Here is a 19,089-nt window from a genome sequence, read left to right on the forward strand (position 1 = left end):
TACCCTTCTTGTAATGGGTCGGGGAGAAATGGGAGGGCAGGGCCGGTGTTATGGTGGGACACCGACCCTGCCAATTGGCACGGCTGAGCCTGCCGTGCAAAGTTTACATGCGGAACTTCACACCCAGCGTATAGCGACGTCCCAGAACGTCATGCAGGGAATTGAAGGTCTGCGTCGCAGCTGCGGTAAAGAAGCTGTAGGTCGCCACAACCGGCGGGTCCTTGTCGAACAGATTGGTGATCGACAGTGACAGCTGGGCCCGGGTGTTCCCGATATCCAGATCATAGTTGAACCTTGTATCGACATAGAACACTGACGGGATCTGGTTGTTCTCGACGGTGATCCCGGTTGCGCCCTGCGTGGCGATGTTCTGGATCAGGCTGCTGCCGATGACGCGGCCGGTAAAGACAGCGTTGAACGGCCCGTTGTTGTAGGAAACGAAGCCCGTGCCCCTGAACTTGGGGAACGATCCGAAGCCGTCGAGCCTGGTCGGCTGAGGGTCGAAGTTGTTCGCCGGAGTAGCGGCACCCGTGTTCGAGCGTTCCAGCAGCCAGGTGGCAAAGCCGCGCAGCGAAAGCCGCTCGTCACCGCCGCCAAGAATATCGATGTCGGTGTTGTAGCCGAGTTCGAGATCGATACCTTCGACATAGGATCTGGCGACGTTGACAAATTGGTCGCCAACCAGCTGCATCAGCGGGAAGCCGCCGGCGTCTGTGACTTGTGATGTGCTTTCGGTGATCAGATTACAGAAAATCGGATCCTCGTCTTCGTAACAGCGACGGGCAACTTCGGACAGGCCAACCTGGCCAATGGCGCCCTTCACATCCACCCGGAACCAGTCCAGCGATGCCGAGAAGCCGGGCAGGAAGTCTGGCTGGAACACCACACCTGCGGTCAGCGTGTCGGCCTTTTCCGGGGCGACGTTGGGGTTGCCGCCAGAGAAGGTGGTGACGCTGTAGCTGGCGCTACAGGCCAGGTCCGGATCGTTCAGCGCATTACAGGCATCGATATCGGCCTGCGAGATACGCGGATCAGTGACCGTACCGATGCCGCCGGTCTTGTTGAACCGTTCGTTGAGGTTCGCAGCGCGAACGTCACGCGAGTAGGTGCCGCGAAGCCTGAGGTCTTCATAGACCGAGAAGTCGAGGCTGGTCTTGTAGGACCAGATCGTGCCTGAGCCTTCATAGTCGGCCCAGCGACCGGCCATGTTGAGACCTGCCCGTTGCCCGCTTCCGGTATCGAAAATCGGCAGCAGCACTTCACCGAACAGTTCCTTCACGTCCGCTCCGCCGCGGATATTCGAAACCTTCGAATATTGCGTGGCCACGGTGTTGTTGCAGTCACCGCTCACGCCGCGCAGGCCGGGCGACTCGCCCGAGCAGAGCACCGGACGTCCGCTATCGTGGTTGGAGGTCGGATTGGCCGGGTCACGGTTGACCTGGTAGATCGAGTCCTGACGATAGGACCCGCCAAAGGCCAGCGACACTGGGCCGGCCGGCAGATCGAACACGTTGCCGGCAAAGCTGAGTTCGGCAAAATGCTGTTCGAAGGTGGTGATCGCACGCTTGCCGGGGGTCGATGTGTAGGAATCGGTGATGCCCAGATCGAAGCCCGAATCCGCGAAGAACAGCGGCGTGGTGATCTGCTGGCCCGGGTCCATGCCGGTCACGTAATCAACCGCTTCGGGGCTGGCATTGCCGCGACCGAACAGGTTGATCGGCTCGCAACCGGGGAAATCGGTGCTGCCGAACTGGGTTACACGGCAAACTGCGTTGCCAGTGCCATCGTCCACGGCATCGATTGAAGCAAAGATGCGGTCCACGCGCAGGCCGAACTGGTCCCACTTCTTCTGGGAATGGCTGTACTGGTAATAGCCATCGACACGCCAGCCATCGAGGAAACCGTTGTTGTCGATTTCCGCTTCGAAGCCGACCGTTCCGATGTTCTGCGTGCTCCATTCCTCGTAATAGAGATTGCCGCAATCCTCGACAGAGCACATCCGGCGCAGTGCGAAGGAGGCGACATTTTCGTCCTCCATCGCCTGGGCAATTTCGGGATGATCGCGGTTGAGGAAGAAGTTGTCCTGATAGATCGTCAGCGTGGTCGGGAAGCCGACGAACGAACCGCGCGGAGTGGCGTTTTCGTACAGGTGGCTGTAGCCGCGCATATATTGCGCAAAGACCTTGAAATTATCGGTCAGTTCGTAGTCGAAATAGGCGAACAGCGAATAACGATCCGTATCGGGGAAGACGTTGCAGACTTCTCCGCAGTTGATGTCATCCCCGTTGCCGCCCGAGGTGCGGGAATCGAAGCCACCGACAGTACCATCGGATGCCACACCCAGCTGATAGGGGGTGGCGGGGCCGTCGCCATCGAACTGATAGCCATTCAGCGAGAAGCCCGCCTGACTGACAATCCCGTCAAAGCTGACCCGCGACGAATGAACATTCGGCCACACTTCATCAATGCCGTCGCCATCTGAATCGAGCAGGCCAAAGGCCTGGTACCAGTTGCGGCCGCTGTAATCGAAAATGCCGTTCATCTTGTTGGCTTCTGCCGACAGCAGCAGGTGGCCGCGATCGCCGACGGAAGTACCGTAGGAAATACTGCCTTCGTAATTGTCGCCGTCGCCCCGTTCGGTGATGCCGCCCTGCAGATTGATTTCCAGGCCGGTGAACCGGGTGTCGAGCAGGAAGTTGGTCACGCCTGCGACAGCATCGGTACCGTAGGCTGCCGAAGCGCCGCCGGTCACGTTCTCCACGCCCTTGAGCATGGCGGCAGGGATAAGGTTGATATCGGCACCGCCAAAGGCGGTCGTCGGCGAAACCCGGCGCCCGTTGAGCAGTGTCAGCGTGCGGTTCACGCCAAGACCACGCAGGTTGAGGTTGCCGGTGCCGGCGCGGGCAAAGAAGCCTGCGTTGCTGTTGGGCGTATCGTTGTTCACGAAGATCGGCAGGTTGTTCATCGCCTGGATCAGCGTGCCCGGATCGAGGTTGTCGATTTCCTCTTCGTTGATCGACGTCACCGGATTGGCCGTATCCATGCCCGATGGAATGGCCAGACGCGAACCGGTGACGAGGATGGTATCACCCTTTTCCTCGGTGTCGTCTGCATCTGCATCCTGCGCCTGAACGGCTGTGGACCCCAGAACCATGGCCAATGCGCTTGCACCGCAAGTGAGCCAAATACGCGTATTGCGCGCCGACTGACGCGCATAACTCTTTGTAAGAGACATGCTAGGTTTTCCTCCCCCTAAACAACTTGGCGGGGGAATGCCGCCTGATCCGGTTCAATAGCAACGCATGGCAAAGTGATGACAATAGATAGGTTTGAAGTTATAGGTGCGGAAAGGACCCATAATGCCAAGCCTGCCATTCACTCTTCGCCAGCTGGAAGTCTTCTCCAGCCTCGCCACCACTCGCAGCTTTGGCCGCAGCGCGGAATTGCTAGGAATTTCACAGGCTTCGGTCAGCAACCAGATCAAGGTTCTGGAGGAGCAGCTGGGCGTGGAACTGTTCGATCGCAAGCCGGGTCGCCGCCCGACCTTGCGGGCAGAGGGGCTGGCCTTCCTGGACGATCTGCGCAAGTTCCAGATTGCGGGCGAGGTGCTGGCGGCGCACCGCCGCAAGAATTGCGAGGAGGTTGAGCGCAAGGTCCGCTTCAAGGTTCTGGTGGGGCAGGGCATGTTCGATGCCTATGTCCGGCGCAAGCTGGACCAGTTCTTTGGCGCCCATCCGGACATAGAGCTGGAGTTCGAGGCGCAGTGGCCATTTGGCCAGCTGATCCGCGCGGTGGAAAGCGGCCAGTTCGATTTCGCCCTGATCAACCAGCGCGCCGATCATCCCGTGCTCAACCAGTTTCGCGAACTGGCGATGGTGCGCGGGGGCGTTTACGGCCACCGCAAATATGCCGAGGGGCATGACCTGCCGATGACTGCCGAGGCGCTCAACAAGCTGCCCTTCATCCTGCCCAAGGCCACCAGCAAGCAGGAGCGTGAGGTGCTGCGCAATTACGAACGGCACGGGATCATCCCGCGCCACATCATCGGCCATACGCAATATTATGATGTGATGGCGGCCATGCTCGATCGCGGGCTGGGAGTGGCCAGCCTGTCGGACGCGATCCTGCCGCCAGCCATGCGCAAGGACGTGATCATGCTCAAGTCGCTGGAAGACTGGCGCATGCTGTATTTCCGCAAGGATCTGGGCACTGATCCCAACTGCAATCTGGTGGAGGATTTCCTGATCTCCAGCGTGCTGGACGATCCTGACTATCCCGCCATCCGGCGCACGCGCAAGACCGTCCCTGCCTAGCTGTCCACGCCGTAATATTCGGCCAGCTGCGCACCGGTAAAGCCGTGCCGCCCGGCCTGCGGATCGGGTGGCAGCATGGTGGCGTTCCAGCTGTTCCATTCCGCGCGCAGGGAGTGGAAGTCCGTCGCCCGCCGCTCCTTCAGATTGGCGCGCTCCATCGGGTCAGCCACCACATCGAACAGGAAGGCATTGGTGCCGATCTGCAGGTATTTCTGGTTTCCGCGGCGCGCCGCCTTCTGGTCATGATTGGCAAAGCGCCAGAACAAGGTGCGCTGCGGCAGGTTGCGGCCGGCAATGGCGCTGCGAATATCGAGGCCATCGGTCGGGCGGGCCGGATCGGGCGCGCCGCCTGCCGCCGCCAGGAAGGTGGGCAGCCAGTCCATCGTCATCACCGGAACGTCATTCTCGCTGCCGGGCCTGGCCAGCCCCGGCCAGCGCACGATGGCGGGAATGCGCAATCCGCCTTCCAGCAGCTCGGTCTTGCGGCCGTTGAACGGCCAGGTCTTAGAGAAACGCTCCCCGCCATTGTCCGATGTGAACACCACCACGGTGTTGTCTGCCAATCCCAGACGCTCCAGCGCGGCGGTGACCTTGGCCACATTCTCATCCAGATTGCGCATCATCGCGGCATAGGTGGCCATGTCGCCGCCATCCCAGTGGATGATCGGCATGGGATCATCGGTCCGGGCCTTCAACCGCAAGGCTTCGCCCTCGTCATCGGGACCTTCCCACGGCCAGTGCGGGGCGGTGAAGTTGAGATTGAGGAAGAACGGCTGATCGCCCTTCGCGCGCTGTTCCAGCACTTCCACCGCGCGATCACCCAGCAGGTCTGTCAGATAGCCGACCCGCTCGATATTGGTCTCCCCGTCCCACAGGTCATTCTTGCCGTGCAGTTCGTGGGTGAAATAATCCACCCCGCCGCCACGAATGCCCCAGAACTCGTCAAAGCCGCTTTTGAGCGGGCAATAGCGGGGCAATTCGCCCAGATGCCATTTGCCCACCAGCGCGGTGTGATAGCCGCAGTTCTGCAACAGCGATGGCAGTGTGGGGTGCGCTGGCGGCAGGCCGATATCGCGGCCCTGAAGCGGTTCTTCCAGCCCGATCGCGATCCGGTATTGATAGCGCCCGGTCATCAGCGCCACGCGGGTGGCGGTGCATACCGCGCTGTTGGCATAGGCATGGGTGAAGCGCATGCCGCCATCGGCCAGCGCGTCTATCGCCGGCGTCTGGTAATCCTCCCGCCCATAGCAGGACAGGTCGGCAAAGCCGAGGTCATCGGCCAGGATGAAGACGAAGTTGGGCTTGGCGCCAGAGGGTGCGGACATGGCGTTATCCGCCAGCCTGCACCAGCTCGATCTCATGCCCTTGCGGTGATTTCACCAGGCAGACGCGAATGCCGGGAGCGACTTCGGTGATCTCCATTGTCTTCACGCCGCCCGCGGCAATCGCGCATTCCAGCGTGGTGACGATATCGCTGCAGGTGATGCCAAGCGGACCGTGGCCGGGTCCCACGGTGACATCCATCGGGAACTTGGTCTGCACCAGCATCAGGCTGGGCCCTGCCTCCTGCCCCGGAAGGTTGAGGATGTGTTCGAGGAATGCCTCCTCATCATAGGTCTGGCGCACCGTAAAGCCGAAGGCATCGCGCCAGAAGGCCAGCGCAGGCTCCATTTCTGCCACATTGAGTTTCATGAAGCTGAGGCGGATCGTGTTGTCTGGCATGGTGACTCCTGTTTCCCTTTGCCAGACCTATCGTCCTGCCCGGTTTTTGCAATTGGAGCATTTGCAAATGCGGCTTTTGCATTTGTCCGTCTTCTGGGGCAGGGGGCGCGAAGTGATAGAAGGCAGCACATGATCAAGCGCGCTCTGACCAATACCGGCTGGCTGATGGGCGCGCGCGGCATCAACGCGGCGCTCAGCCTTGTCTATCTGGCGCTGGCCACGCGGGCGCTGGGCCTGGCCGGATTTGGCCAGTTCATCCTGGTGGTCACCTTTGCGCAGGCGCTGGTCGGCTTCACCTCGTTCCAGACATGGCAGGTGGTGGTCCGCTGGGGCCAGACCAAGAAGACAATCGGCGATGCCACAGGCTTTGCGCTGGCGCTGGATGCGCTGACCATCATTGTTGGCACCATAGCCGCCGCGCTGATCCTGTGGCTGGCCGGTGACTGGCTGCCCCTGCCGCGTGAATTGCGGCTGACGGCGTTTTTCTTCACGCTGGTGTTTCTGTTTTCCGTCCGCTCCACACCCACCGGGATCTTGCGCCTGCATGATCGCTATGCCCGCGCGGCCACGGCGGATTCGGTCACTTCCATCGTGCGTGTGATCGGGGCGATCATCGTCGCCTTCCTGGCCCCCGGCATCACCGCCTTCCTGATCGTATGGGCCGCATCCGAAGCGGCGACAGCGGCGATGTACTGGTACTTCGCGCGCCAGACCCAGCCGATTTTCTGGCGCCATTTCAGCCTCAGCCGCGTGCCCGCCGCCGATGGCAAGACATGGAGCTTCGTGGTCGGAACCGCGCTTTCGGGCATGCTGCTGATCGCATCGCGGCAATTGCTGGTACTGCTGGTGGGCGCGCTGGGCGGAGCGGCGCTGGCGGGCATTTACCGCGTGGCGGCGCAACTGGGCGAAGGCCTGCTCAAGCTGGCGCAGGCGCTGCTGCGCGCCACCTATCCCGAACTTGTCCGCTCTCCCGAAGCGGCGCGCGCCATCGTGCGGCGCATCACCATCATCGCCGTGATTACCGGGATCGGCGCGATATTGTTCGCGCTGCTGGCGGGCCGCTGGCTGATCGGCGTGATTGCCGGGCCCGATTTCATCGCCGCCTATACGCCCATGATCCTGCTGTCGGCTGCCGCTGCGATAGAGCTGGTGGGTGCCAGTCTGGAGGCGCTGCTGGTGGCGCGCGGACGGGCATTCACCAATTTCCTGCTGCGCGCCGTGCCCACCGCCGCCGCGCTGGTCGCGCTGATCTGGCTGATCGACATTCACGGCTCTGCCGGCGCTGCCATGGCGGTGCTGGCCGCCAGCGTCACCACGGTGGCGGGCCTGGCCATCGTCAACCGCCGCACGGATTGACCTTCAAGGATCAGGAACTGGCTGGGGCGGCAGGATTGTCTTCGCCCTGCGGGCTCGTTCATCTTCGATTCCGAACCTGCGGTTCGATCCTTCTGCAAGGTCATTCGAAGGAATTGGCTGGGGCGGCAGGATTCGAACCTGCGCATGGCGGCACCAAAAGCCGCTGCCTTACCGCTTGGCCACGCCCCAGCACGGATGCGCCCATATAGAGCGCCCGCCGCAGATGAAAAGGGTGCGTTTGGGGTCGCGGGACCTTGTCCACCGTCCAGACCGGATGTTTTTCTGGCCCGAACACTGGCAGCGAAGGCTCCCGTCTCGGCCTGCGAAAGCAACGGCGGACAAACGGCAAACCTATTTGGCCGCGTCCGGGAAATGGTCTATGTTTCAAAAAAATAAAACAGGTGGGAGGATCAAATGAAAATCAGTCAAACACGTGCGTTTGCCGGGGTTTCGGCTCTGGCGGTTGCAATCTCCATGTCCGCGCCGGTTGCGGCGCAGCAGCAGGACGATCCTGCCGCGCAGGAAGGCGAAGCGTCGCAGGGCGGCAATACCATTGTGGTGACGGGCCTTCGCCGCGCCGATTCCCTGCAGGATACGCCGGTTGCGATTACCGCTTTCGGGGCCGAGACGATCGACAATGCGCGCATCCTGCGCCCGGCCGATTTCGTGGCGCTGACGCCCAACGTCAATCTGGTGGAAACGCAGAACGCGGGTAATGCCTTCGTCATCATTCGCGGCATTACCCAGGCCCGCAACAGCGAGCCATCGGTGGCGGTGGTTGTCGATGGCGTGTTGCAGGTCAATCCGGCCCAGTTCAACCAGCAGTTGTTCGATATCGAACAGATCGAAGTGCTCAAGGGTCCGCAGGGCGCGCTGTATGGCCGCAACGCCATTGGCGGGGCGATCATCGTCACCACCAAGGAGCCGGGCGACCAGCTGGAGGGCAATCTTACCGCCGGGATCGACAATGGCTTTGGCTTTTCCCTGCGCGGCGGGGTGAGCGGTCCGGTGGGCGAAACCGGCGGTTTCCGCCTGTCGGGTGCGTTCCAGGACACGGACGGATACATCCCCAATACCTATCTGGGCGAGGAGGCCGATCCGGTCCAGAACCTCTCGCTGCGCGGGCGGCTGATGTTCGACCTGAATGACAATATCGAGCTCGACCTGCGGGCATCGATGGACCAGCTGCGCACGCAGGCGCTGTATTTCAACATCGTCAACGATGTGAATGACACCAGCCTGCCGGTGCAGGTCAACAATGCCGGACAGAATGACCGCGATATCTACAATATCTCGGCCAAGCTCACCTTCGAAGGGGACGGCTTCACCGTCACCTCGATCACCTCGTATGACTGGCTGGAAGAAATCCTTACCGGCGACGCCTTCGACTTCCGCCCGATAGAGGAGAGCTTCTTCTTCCGTCCGGCGGATTCGCCCTTCGGTTTCGGCCTGGGTCTGGGCTTCGACCTCAACCAGAGCCAGTTCCTGGATGTTGAGGCTTTCAGCCAGGAAGTGCGCTTTGAATCGCCTTCCAATCAGGATCTGTTCTGGATGTTCGGCGGCTATCTGATCGCCACCGACCGCTATATCTCCACCGGCAACATGGTGGATACCGGCGCGGGCGTGTTCCCCGTGTACCGTGAGCCGAGCACCAACCCGCTCAACCCGCAATCCAGCTTTCTGGCCGATGAGCAGGACAATTTCGCCTGGGCGCTGTTCGCCAACGTGGGCTATCAGTTCAGCGACATGTTCCGCGCCGATGCCTCGCTGCGCTACGATCACGACAAGCGCCGCCAGACCACGCTGACCCCCACCGCCTTCCTGCCCAATGTGCCCGGCTTCCCGCAGGGCGCGACAGGCGATGTGCGCCAGATCAGCTTCGACGATCTGCAACCCAAGGTAACGCTGACCTACACGCCCACCGATGAGGTGACGCTGTATGGCGGCTATTCGCGCGGCTTCCGTTCGGGCGGTTTCAACCAGACGGGCGTGGGCGGCGTGGCCTTCGACAATGGCATTGTCGGCGTATCGGACATCTATGATGCGGAAACGGCCGACACCTTCGAACTGGGCTTCAAGTCCCAGCTTCTGGACCGCATGCTCACCTTGAACGGCGCGGTCTACACCACGACATCGAAGAACAGCTATTTCTTCGTCTTCCTTGCGGCAAACTCCACGCAGAACCTGGGCAATGTGCCCAAGACCAAGATCAAGGGGCTGGAACTGGAAGCCACGCTGCGGCCTGCCCGCGATGTTGAGCTTTCTGCCGCATGGGGTCTCACGTGGAGCGATATCAAGGCCTTCCCCGATCCCACCGTGATCGGCAATGAAGCGCCGCTGATCTCCCGCTCCACCGTCAATCTGGGGGCGCAGTTCACGCCTGCGCTGACCGACAATCTCGATCTGCTGATGCGTGTCGATTATCGCCGGACCGGGCGGACGTGGTGGGATGTGCCCAATTCCACGGTGCGCAATCCGGTCAATCTGGTGAATGCCCGTGTGGGCGTGGAGAATGACAGCTGGGGGCTGTATGCCTTCGCCAGCAATTTGTTCAACGAGGAGTATAACGCCGAGTTCTCACCCGGCGGCTTCGTGTTCAAGGCACGTCCGCGCATCTATGGGGCAGAGGCCAGCTTCCGCTTTTGATGCAAAACCGGCGGCGGGGGCTGGTGCCTCCGCCGCCGGTTTTCATCATCCGGCCTTGTAACACGTGGCCTAGACGTCGGCGCGCTTGCGCACCGGATCGAACAGGCTGCGATCCTCCACCTTGTCAAAATCGGCGGCGGAGTGGCGTTCTGCCATCGCCTGCGAATTGACGAGGCGCCCGCGGATTGCTCCGGGGCGCTTGTCGATGGCCTTTACCCAGCGGCCGACGTTTTCATATTCGTCCAGGCCCAGGAAGATATCGCAGCGGTTGTAAGCGCCGTGATAGAGGTTCCCCAGCCAGCAATAGGCGGCGATATCGGCAATCGAGTACTCGCCCGCCAGATATTCGGTCTTGCCCAGCTGGATGTTGGCGACATCGAACAGGCGCTTGGTTTCCATCGCATAGCGATCGATCGGGTATTTGTAGCGTTCGGGCGCATAGACATAGAAATGGCCAAAGCCGCCGCCGATGAAGGGCGCGCTGCCCATCTGCCACATCAGCCAGCTGAGCGTTTCGGCGCGCGCGGGATTGGTCTTGGGCAGCAGGAAATCGAACTTTTCCGCCAGATGGATCAGGATCGCACCGCTTTCGAACACGCGGAATGGTTCCGGCCCGCTCTTGTCGAGCAGGGCGGGGATCTTGGAATTGGGATTGAGATCGGTGAAGCCCGACCCGAACTGGTCACCTTCGAAAATCTTGATCAGCCAGGCATCATATTCCGCGCCCGAAAAACCCGCCTCCAGCAGCTCCTCGAACATGATCGTCACCTTCACCCCATTGGGCGTGCCCAGCGAATAGAGCTGGAACGGATGCTCGCCCTGCGGCAGCTCCTTTTCCATCCGCGCACCGGCGGTGGGACGGTTGACGCCGGAAAACTGGCCTCCGCTCTCGGTAGGGCTCCAGACCTTGGGCGGGGTATAGACATCGGACATTGGGCGTGCGCTCCTCAAACCTGCGTGGTCAATGCCAGCAAAGATCGGACTGCCTAGCGCGGCCTGCAAGCAAGGGAAAGTTTAACGGGGGCAGGGTTTTGCTTTGTGCGCCTGCCCGGCCTAAACCTCACCAGGCTGGGGGAGGATCAGATGACGGACAAGAGACGCGCATTCGGGCGATATTTCGATAATCCCGATGACCTGTTCAACTGGCTGAATCAGGCCGTGTTCGGCACGGCGGTGATGAATGCCCTCAACCGCGCGGGCGTGACGGCGCGGATTCTGGAGGGACCGGTCAGCGTGGCCGAGCTGGCCGACGCAGGCGACATTCCGGCGGACCTGCTGGGCCGCATGATCGATTTCCTGGCGGCGCATGAAATGCTGGAACTGGACGCGGACGGACTGGTGCGGGGCAGCAGCCGCACCGCCATGATGCTGGAAGCATCGGGCTTTCTGACCAATGTCGAGATATCCGGCCGCGCCTGCGCGCAATTATTGCCGGCCCTGCGCGAAGGAAAGACCCCGTTCGAGAAGGCTTATGGCGAACCGGTGTTCGACTATTTTCATTCGCATCCCGACATGGCGGCCGGTTTCGGCCAGTTCATGGGCTTCATGACGCGGCGTGTGCAGCGTTTCATCTTCTCTCAGCACCGCTTCCAGCCGTTTGAGACCGTGGCCGATATCGGCGGCAGCATGGGCGATATGCTGCTGGCCATTCTGGGCGAATATCCCGGCACCAGGGGCATCGTGTTCGACCGGCCCGACGTGATCGAAATCGCCCGCCCGAAAGTGGAGGCATCCCCTCTGGCGGAGCGGGTGGAGCTGGTGGGCGGCAGTTTCTTTGAAGCAGTGCCAGCGGCCGATCTCTATATCCTCAAGCAGATCCTGCACGATTGGGACGATGAGGAATGCCGGCGAATCCTGGGCAGCATCAGGGCGGCGATGAAGCCGGGCGCAAGGCTGGCTGTGATCGATCACCTGCTGTCCGATATTCCTCAGCCCGATGAGAGCATCGGCACCGATATCGCGATGATGGTGTGGGACACGGGGCGCGAACGCAAACAATCGGATTTCGAGGCCCTGTTCACCTCCGCCGGTTTCCGCATCGACCGCGTGACGCCCAATCCCAATGGCCACAGCGTGATCGAAGTGGTGCCGGTCTAGTCCGGGACTGGCGACCACTGCGCAAATGTTGCCGCCTGGCCGTGTCGCTGGCCAGCTTCGTCGATCAGATTCCACACCACCGCATTCTCGATGACAAAGCGCGTGCCATCCGCCGCGATGCGGATACCGCGATAGTTCGTCACCATGTCCTCCGCTTCCAGCTGGGCGAGCATGGCGGCGCGCTCCTCGCGCAGGCCCGGCTCGGCGCTCTTGTAGCTGGGCAGGCCGATGAACCGGGCGGCGCTCATTCTGAACAGTTCCAGCGCCTGCGCGTTGGCATAGAAGAACAGCGGCGGGTCCTGCGGGCCGTGCGCCACGATGGCATTGGCGGCGCTCCACAGATCGCTGCCGGGCGGGACGAGCGGCCTGCCCGCCAGCCGGGCAAAGCTGCTCTCTATCAGGGTCAGCCTGTCACCCGCGCTGCGCTGCATGATCGCTCTGTCGCTCATGGCAGGTGGAATAGCGCGCAGCACCCTTGCGGGGAATGCTGCTTTTGCCCATCACGCGGGAATTGAGGGAGAGCGACTTGGCACAGCAGGCAGACATTATCGTTATCGGCGGCGGCAGCGCGGGCATGGCCATGGCCGTGCGGCTGGCCGAGGCGGGCAAGCGCGTCACGCTGGTGGAGGCGGGCAAGAGCCACAAGGACATCCGCTCCGCCGTGCCTGCCTTGATGAGCGGCATCGTCCACACGCCCGATTTTGACTGGATGTACAAGGCCGAGCCTGATGCGTCCGTTGGCGGGCGGCCCGATGTGTGGCCTGCGGGCAAGCGGCTGGGCGGGGGTTCGTCCATCAACGGAATGATGTTCATTCGCGGCCATTCCTATGATTATGACCGCTGGGCGCAGCTGGGCGCGTCCGGCTGGGACTATGCATCCGTGCTGCCCTACTTCCGCCGGATGGAGGATAATGAGCGCGGGGCTGATGACTATCGCGGGCAGGGCGGGCCGATTGCCGTGTCCGAAGTCCGCTCCCGCTACGATGTCACCGATCACTGGATAGACGCTGTGCAGCAGGCGGGCTTTCCACGCTCGCCCGATCTGAATGGCCAGCACAATGAAGGTGTGGATTATATCCAGCTCTCGCAGCGCGCGGGCCTGCGCTCCTCCACCGCTGCCGGATATCTGAAGAACAAGCCCGCCAGCCTGGAAATCCTGCTTGAGGCGCAGGTGCACAAGATCGAGATTACCGATGGCCGCGCCAGCGGGGTCACGCTCAAGCGCGCGGGCGCGTTGATCACACTGACCGCCAGCGAGGGCGTGGTGCTGTGCGCAGGCGCGCTCAACACCCCGCGCCTGCTGATGCTGTCGGGCATTGGCCCTGCCGATCACCTGCGTGAACACGGAATAGATGTGGTGGTGGATGCGCCGGGCGTGGGGCGCAATCTGCAGGAACATCCCGGCGTGCATCTGGTCAATGAAGTTGCCGCCCACACGCTCAACGATGACAGCCGCGGGCTGGCTGGCGTGCGCAGCGTGCTCAAATTCCTGTTCGCCCGCAAAGGCGCGCTGACCACCGGCATCGGCCATGCGCAGGCTTTCGTGCGCACGCGCGAAGGGCTGGATGCGCCCAATATCCAGCTGGCGTTCTCTGCCTTCGCCTTCGATGTCACGCCCACGGGCAATCTGGAGCTGCGCAAGGAAAGCTCCGTCTCCACCTTCGTGGCGCTGATGCGGCCAGAGGCGCGCGGGCGGCTGACGCTTGCCAGCGCCGATCCCGCCGCGCCGCCGCGTATCGAGCACCAGCTGCTGGGCGAGGCGGAGGATGAGGCGCAATTGATCGAGGGGCTGGAAATCGCCCGGCGGATCATGGCACAGGCCGCGATTGCGGGCGAAGTCACCAGCGAAGTGCGCCCCGGTGCCGCAGCTGTGGGGGCGGAGGCGCTGACGCCCTATGTGCGCGCCGCCACCATTCCCATGTACCATCCCGTCGGCACGGCCAGGATGGGTGCAGCCGATGATCCGATGGCCGTGCTCACGCCAGACGTGCGCGTAAAGGGCGTGGACGGGCTGTGGGTGGCCGATGCATCGATCATGCCGACAATTCCGCAGGGCAACACCAACGCCACCGCCATCATGATTGGCGAGCGGGCCAGCGCGCTGGTGCTGGAAGGGCTGAAACAGGGGTGAGGCGCCCGGGAATGTTAACATGGGCACGGTCAACAGGGGGATGGTCAACAAAATGTCATCAACTGTAATCTGGCTGTCATGTTGATCGGCTGTTGATGGGCCTGAAGGTGCCGCGCAGATTCGCTGGCGCCAGAACGGGTTCCTCACGTGCGGATTGCAGCTTTCCTCCTTGGTGTTTCATCGCTTTGCGCAGCCAGCGGCGCGCAGGCCGGGGACATTGCCGGCACGGTCTATGATGCACGCGGGGAGCCTGCCGCCGCCGTCCAGCTTGAAATTGCCGAGCTGGGCCTGACGACGGTGACGGGCGCGGATGGTTCCTATCGCTTTGCCGATGTGCTTGCGGGTGAGCACCGGATTGCGGTTTTGCAAGGGTCGCAGGCCATCCAGCGCGTGCTGGTGAATGTCGATGACGGCAGCGATGCCAGCCGCAATATCGTGATGGTTTCACGCCGCGCGGTGAATGGTTTCCTCGGCTCCGCCTTCCCCGCAGAGGCTGAGGACGGGACCGGAGAGCAGGCCTTTTCCCGTGCGCTGGAACTGGCCGATCAGATGACCCGTGAAATCCCGATGGGCGAAGCGCGCGAATGGCGCTGGCGCGACCTCGACGGCTGATCGGAACTAGATTACCGCCTAGACTACAGGGCGCGCTGTCTGTTTGCCGCGGATCAGCGGATCATTCAGGAATGTGCCGAATGGAAACAGCGCGGCGATGAAGGTGCGCGCCCATTCCCAGCCGGAAAAGCCCTTGCCCGGAAGGCAGGCGATCATCGCCGCCAGATAGGCCAGCCAGGCCACGCCGTGCGTCATCCCCACAGGCGGCACCAGCATGGGATTACCCGCCCAGTATTTCAGCGGCATGGCCACCAGGAACAGGGCAATCGTGGTCACCCCTTCGACAAGGGCGATGATCCGGAAAATGCGCAACATCGATCAGCCCAGCCGCATGACCCAGCCGTGGCGGTCTGCCGCCCCGCCGCGCTGGATGGACACGAGCCGTTCGCGCAATTTGCTGGTCATCTGGCCAGGGCCGCCGCCGCCGATGGTGAACTCGCCATCCTTGCCCGCAACCTTGCCCACCGGCGTGACCACCGCAGCGGTGCCGCAGGCGAAGGTTTCGGTCAGCCGCCCGCTGCCCGCATCTTCGCGCCACTGGTCGAGACTGTAGCGTTCCTCGCGGATGTTCAGCCCTTCGTCGCGCGCCAGCGTCAGCAGGCTGTTGCGGGTGATGCCGGGCAGGATCGTGCCGGAAAGCGGCGGCGTGATGATGCTGCCGTCATCGAACACGAAGAACAGGTTCATGCCGCCCAGTTCCTCGATCCATTTGCGCTCCACCGCATCCAGGAACACCACCTGATCGTGACCCTTGGCGATGGCTTCGGCCTGCGGGACAAGGCTGGCGGCATAATTGCCGCCGCACTTGGCCGCACCCGTGCCGCCCGGCGCCGCGCGCGTGTAATCGCTCGAAACCCAGATGCTGACCGCCGGAGCGCCCGATTTGAAGTAATTGCCAGCCGGGGAAAGGATCACCAGGAACTTGTACTGCTTGGCCGGGCGCACGCCCAGGAATGGCTCATTGGCGAACATGAACGGGCGGATATACAGCGATCCGCCTTCCACCTGCGGGAACCAGTCGGCATCAGCGGTAACGACCTGGCGCACGGCTTCGATAAACAGCTCTTCGGGAATTTCCGGCATCGCCAGCCGGCGCGCGGAATCGTTGAAACGCTGGGCGTTCTGGTCGGGCCGGAACAGCGCCATCGATCCATCATCGAGGCGGTAGGCCTTCATCCCTTCGAAGATTTCCTGCGCGTAATGCAGCACCGATGCCGCGGGATCGAGCGCGATGGGGCCGCGCGGGCACAGCGTGGCATTGTGCCAGCCAGTTCCCTCATCCCAGTCGATAGAGACCATGTGATCGGTAAACACCTTGCCAAAGCCGGGATCGGCGATCGCCGCCGCGCGGGTGGCGGCATCGGTCGGGGCAGGGTGCTCGATACGGGCAAAATCGAGTGCGGGGGAATCCGCGAAAGTCGCCATTATTATCAATCCTTACAAATCAGGCGTCAGATATGACCAATTATTCCAAATTGGAAGCTGATTTTGAAATTTTCGTAAAAACCGCTATTCTTGCTGTTCGACTGCTAGCGGGCAAAGTGGCGAATAGAAAGTGGACATGCATGCAAGGTGTGCAGCGACAGTGTATGACCGTCTTCCAGCCAACCGATTCAAGTGGAGGAGGAACGCATGTCTGACCAGAATGACAAGGAAGCGATCGCCAAGAAGGAAGCCGCTGCCATAGCCGCCAGGAAGGAAGCCGCCGACAAGAAGGCGGGTGCGGACGGCGGCCAGAAGAAATAGCGTCTGGCGCGGGCTGCGCCCACTCGCAGTGATTGCGATGGCCACAGGCAAAACGCCTTTCAATTGACAGACCGCAAATGAGAAGGGCGGCCCTCGCGAAACGAGGAACCGCCCTTTTCATGGTCAGCGGCCGGAAGTGCCGCCCACAAAGCCTCTACCGGTAATGTTTCTAGTACCGATAATGCCTTGTGTGGAACTGTACCGACCCCCTTGCTGAACCATGAGACATCGGATCACCTCCTTTCGCGCTATTAAGCCAACACCCCAAACCGTTTTACCGGGCCGTATCACCGTGGGCGAAGACCGCGTTAACCGCTGGCCTTGATTGCAGTTGTGAATCTTTGCCGGCCACAAAACAAGACTTGTAAAAATCTTTTTCACAGTCAGAATTGTTGCTTCGCACAAATTCTATCGGCAATCCTCGATCACGCGGGTGATTTCGGGATAGGCTGGCGGATAGATCGGAGCCGCGCCTGTCACGCCCACGGCAAAATGGCCGCGTGAAAAGGCGATGGCGTCAAGGAAGCGATCGCTGCCCTCAAATGCCCAGGTCACACTCGCGCCGTCCTGCCCGCGGGTGAGATTGGCGGCACGCTGCGCGGTTTCCGTGCGGATATCCATTCTGGGTGCTTCGGGCAGGCCTTGCGCCGGGCGCCCGATCAGCACCCGCCTGGTGTCTGTGTAACAGCCGATCACCAGCAACGTCGCGCCGCTGTCATCGATGAAACGCGCGCCGGAGCCGCCTTCATTCCGGACATAGGTCCAGTCGCCCGCCGTGCGCGGCTGCTCTGCCCAGTCATCCGGCAGCGGCAGGATGGGCACGACCGAGATCGTCGGAGGCGGGGGCGGCGGCGCGCTGACTGGCGCGGGGGCCGGGCTGGGCGCGGGTGCCTGTTCGCTCGATGCCGGGATACAGGCAGACAGCGCCATGCAGGCAAGGCCCGCCAGCGCCGCCGAAAAAGGACTGCGTGTCAGCACTGGCCTCATGCGCAGGCCTCGAACACGCGGCGGATGCCGGGTGCCGTGGGCAGGCGCAGGATCGATCCATCGGGGGCGGTGATGGACACGGCCTGGCCGGGCATCACGAAGCCGCCGAACACCGGTGCATCGCGCGCAATATCGGCGCGCATCATCGGCAGCGTGCCGCCGGTGGAGACCATATCCAGCCGCGCGGCGGTGCCGCCCGCTTCGATCACATAAGGCTGCGTGCCATCGGAACTGCCCGCCACCGTCATGCTCAGCGCGCGGCTGGCGGTGGTGCAGGCGATCACCACCAGCGCATCGCTTCCCGCCGGGCCAAAGCTGGCGCTCGCCCCGTTGGCATCTTCCGAAATCGTCCATTGTCCTTCGGCCAGCGGAGAGCCATCGGGCGCGGCGGTGGCAACAGGGGTGGAGGTGAGCACAGGCTCGGGAGCCTGCACTTCTTCCTCGCTCACATCCTCACCGGAGGAGCAGGCGGCCAGAAGTGCCGTGCCGATGAAAAGGGCCGAAATGCTGCGTAAATGCATGGGTCTGCAATCCTTCAGTCTCAACAAAATGGCGCCCATCTGCCTTATCATTATGACAATTCAAATCTGGCGCGAGAGCGCATCGCCCCCTATCGCCCTTCCCATGGCCACAGGCAAGAACGTAGCAGGCAAGACCGCCAGGAAAAGGATCGATCAGCTGCTGGTCGATCTGGGGCATGCGGATAGCCGCGCCCGCGCGCAGGCGCTGGTGATGGCGGGCCTCGTGTTCGTGAAGGAACAGCGCGTGGCCAAGCCGGGCCAGCAGGTTCCGGTGGATGCCGAGATTGTCCTCAAGGGCCGCGATCATCCCTGGGTCGGGCGCGGCGGGGTCAAGCTGGACGGTGCGATCAAGCATTTCGGACTCGATCCGTCTGGCGCGGTGGCAATGGATATCGGCTCCTCCACCGGCGGGTTCACGCAGGTGCTGTTGCATCACGGGGCACAGCATGTGTTCGCGGTGGATGTCGGCACCAACCAGCTGGACTGGAAGCTGCGCGGCGATGACCGCATCACCGTGCTGGAACAGACCAATGCCCGTGCGCTGACCGCCGATATCATCAATCGGTCCTGCAACTGGGTGGTGTGCGATGCATCGTTCATTTCGCTGCGCAAGGTGCTGGAAGTGCCGCTGCAACTGGCTGCGCCCACATGCCAGCTGGTGGCGCTGATCAAGCCGCAGTTCGAAGTGGAGCGCGGCGAGGTGGGCAAGGGCGGCATCGTGCGCGATGAGGCGCTGCACCAGCGCGTGTGCGATGAGGTGCAGGCATGGCTGGAAGGCGAAGGCTGGCGGATCCAGGGCATCACCCAAAGCCCGATCAAGGGCACCGAAGGCAACGTGGAATTCCTCATATCGGCGCAGAGAGGCGGAGATTGACCGCTCGCACCCGGAATGCGGCCTTTCGCCCGCTTGCGCCAACAGCCCCGTGCGGTCACAATGACTTACGTGATTCTCGCGGCG

Annotated in this window: 16 protein-coding genes and 1 tRNA gene; 7 read left to right on the plus strand and 10 right to left on the minus strand. The window is 62.3% G+C overall.

All coding sequences use genetic code 11. The features are described 5' to 3' along the window. Positions 1-103: 103 nt before the first annotated feature. Positions 104-3,154, minus strand: a complete 3,051-nt coding sequence (locus ABDZ98_RS07865; RefSeq protein ID WP_160589810.1) for a TonB-dependent receptor domain-containing protein — start codon at positions 3,152-3,154, stop codon at positions 104-106. A 205-nt stretch (positions 3,155-3,359) separates the two neighbouring features. Here ABDZ98_RS07865 and ABDZ98_RS07870 point away from each other — a divergent pair, with 205 nt between their 5' ends. Continuing rightward, complete coding sequence (locus ABDZ98_RS07870) at positions 3,360-4,313, plus strand: LysR family transcriptional regulator (protein ID WP_160589809.1); 954 nt, start codon at positions 3,360-3,362, stop codon at positions 4,311-4,313. Here the strand turns inward: ABDZ98_RS07870 and ABDZ98_RS07875 are convergent. Both ABDZ98_RS07875 and ABDZ98_RS07880 read right to left on the minus strand, forming a co-directional pair. Continuing rightward, positions 4,310-5,638, minus strand: a complete 1,329-nt coding sequence (locus ABDZ98_RS07875; protein WP_237437367.1) for a sulfatase-like hydrolase/transferase — start codon at positions 5,636-5,638, stop codon at positions 4,310-4,312. The two genes, ABDZ98_RS07870 and ABDZ98_RS07875, sit on opposite strands and share 4 nt — an antisense overlap. 4 nt (positions 5,639-5,642) lie before the next feature. Continuing rightward, positions 5,643-6,035 (minus strand): VOC family protein, encoded by a 393-nt coding sequence (locus ABDZ98_RS07880; RefSeq protein ID WP_160589807.1) that lies wholly within the window; start codon positions 6,033-6,035, stop codon positions 5,643-5,645. 129 nt (positions 6,036-6,164) lie between these two features. Here ABDZ98_RS07880 and ABDZ98_RS07885 point away from each other — a divergent pair, with 129 nt between their 5' ends. Further along, positions 6,165-7,391, plus strand: coding sequence for a lipopolysaccharide biosynthesis protein (locus ABDZ98_RS07885; protein ID WP_160589806.1), 1,227 nt, complete (start codon positions 6,165-6,167; stop codon positions 7,389-7,391). A 114-nt stretch (positions 7,392-7,505) separates the two neighbouring features. Here ABDZ98_RS07885 and ABDZ98_RS07890 read toward each other — a convergent pair. Further along, positions 7,506-7,580: transfer RNA gene (locus tag ABDZ98_RS07890), tRNA-Gln, on the minus strand. Between the two features lie 225 nt (positions 7,581-7,805). Here ABDZ98_RS07890 and ABDZ98_RS07895 point away from each other — a divergent pair. Continuing rightward, a complete protein-coding gene (locus ABDZ98_RS07895) occupies positions 7,806-10,037 on the plus strand; it encodes a TonB-dependent receptor (protein WP_237437366.1) in 2,232 nt (743 codons plus the stop codon). A 69-nt stretch (positions 10,038-10,106) separates the two neighbouring features. Here the strand turns inward: ABDZ98_RS07895 and yghU are convergent, their stop codons facing one another. Further along, positions 10,107-10,970: a glutathione-dependent disulfide-bond oxidoreductase gene (gene yghU / locus ABDZ98_RS07900; RefSeq protein WP_160589805.1), complete on the minus strand. Its 864-nt coding sequence runs from the start codon at positions 10,968-10,970 to the stop codon at positions 10,107-10,109. 150 nt (positions 10,971-11,120) lie between these two features. Here yghU and ABDZ98_RS07905 point away from each other — a divergent pair, with 150 nt between their 5' ends. Further along, the gene (locus tag ABDZ98_RS07905; protein ID WP_160589804.1) at positions 11,121-12,134 is read left to right on the plus strand and encodes a methyltransferase; all 1,014 of its coding nucleotides are present in this window, start codon (positions 11,121-11,123) and stop codon (positions 12,132-12,134) included. Here the strand turns inward: ABDZ98_RS07905 and ABDZ98_RS07910 are convergent. After that, entirely contained in the window at positions 12,131-12,583 is a 453-nt protein-coding gene (locus ABDZ98_RS07910; RefSeq protein WP_202385923.1) for an MEKHLA domain-containing protein, read from the minus strand. The genes ABDZ98_RS07905 and ABDZ98_RS07910 overlap by 4 nt on opposite strands. Before the next feature lie 35 nt (positions 12,584-12,618). Here ABDZ98_RS07910 and ABDZ98_RS07915 point away from each other — a divergent pair, with 35 nt between their 5' ends. After that, positions 12,619-14,265, plus strand: a complete 1,647-nt coding sequence (locus ABDZ98_RS07915) for an FAD-dependent oxidoreductase (protein WP_160589803.1) — start codon at positions 12,619-12,621, stop codon at positions 14,263-14,265. Positions 14,266-14,412: 147 nt separating this feature from the next. Then, positions 14,413-14,877 carry a carboxypeptidase regulatory-like domain-containing protein gene (locus ABDZ98_RS07920; RefSeq protein ID WP_160589802.1) on the plus strand — a complete coding sequence of 155 codons (465 nt, stop codon included), beginning with the start codon at positions 14,413-14,415 and terminating at the stop codon, positions 14,875-14,877. Between the two features lie 18 nt (positions 14,878-14,895). Here the strand turns inward: ABDZ98_RS07920 and ABDZ98_RS07925 are convergent, their stop codons facing one another. From ABDZ98_RS07925 to ABDZ98_RS07940, 4 genes are all read right to left on the minus strand, one after another. Beyond that, positions 14,896-15,192 (minus strand): DUF3817 domain-containing protein, encoded by a 297-nt coding sequence (locus ABDZ98_RS07925; protein WP_160589801.1) that lies wholly within the window; start codon positions 15,190-15,192, stop codon positions 14,896-14,898. Between the two features lie 3 nt (positions 15,193-15,195). Further along, complete coding sequence (locus ABDZ98_RS07930) at positions 15,196-16,302, minus strand: branched-chain amino acid aminotransferase (RefSeq protein ID WP_160589800.1); 1,107 nt, start codon at positions 16,300-16,302, stop codon at positions 15,196-15,198. Positions 16,303-17,031: 729 nt separating this feature from the next. Continuing rightward, complete coding sequence (locus tag ABDZ98_RS07935; protein ID WP_343806471.1) at positions 17,032-17,610, minus strand: hypothetical protein; 579 nt, start codon at positions 17,608-17,610, stop codon at positions 17,032-17,034. Next, positions 17,607-18,131, minus strand: a complete 525-nt coding sequence (locus ABDZ98_RS07940) for a hypothetical protein (RefSeq protein WP_160589798.1) — start codon at positions 18,129-18,131, stop codon at positions 17,607-17,609. The genes ABDZ98_RS07935 and ABDZ98_RS07940 overlap by 4 nt, the downstream gene beginning before the upstream one ends. A gap of 103 nt (positions 18,132-18,234) precedes the next feature. On the opposite strand from ABDZ98_RS07940, the gene ABDZ98_RS07945 reads away from it, so the two are divergent. Beyond that, positions 18,235-19,005, plus strand: a complete 771-nt coding sequence (locus tag ABDZ98_RS07945) for a TlyA family RNA methyltransferase (protein WP_160589797.1) — start codon at positions 18,235-18,237, stop codon at positions 19,003-19,005. The last annotated feature ends 84 nt before the right edge of the window (positions 19,006-19,089 follow it).

Origin of the sequence: Alteraurantiacibacter aestuarii (assembly GCF_039523595.1) — a bacterium.
GTDB classification, from domain to species: Bacteria; Pseudomonadota; Alphaproteobacteria; order Sphingomonadales; family Sphingomonadaceae; genus Alteraurantiacibacter; species Alteraurantiacibacter aestuarii.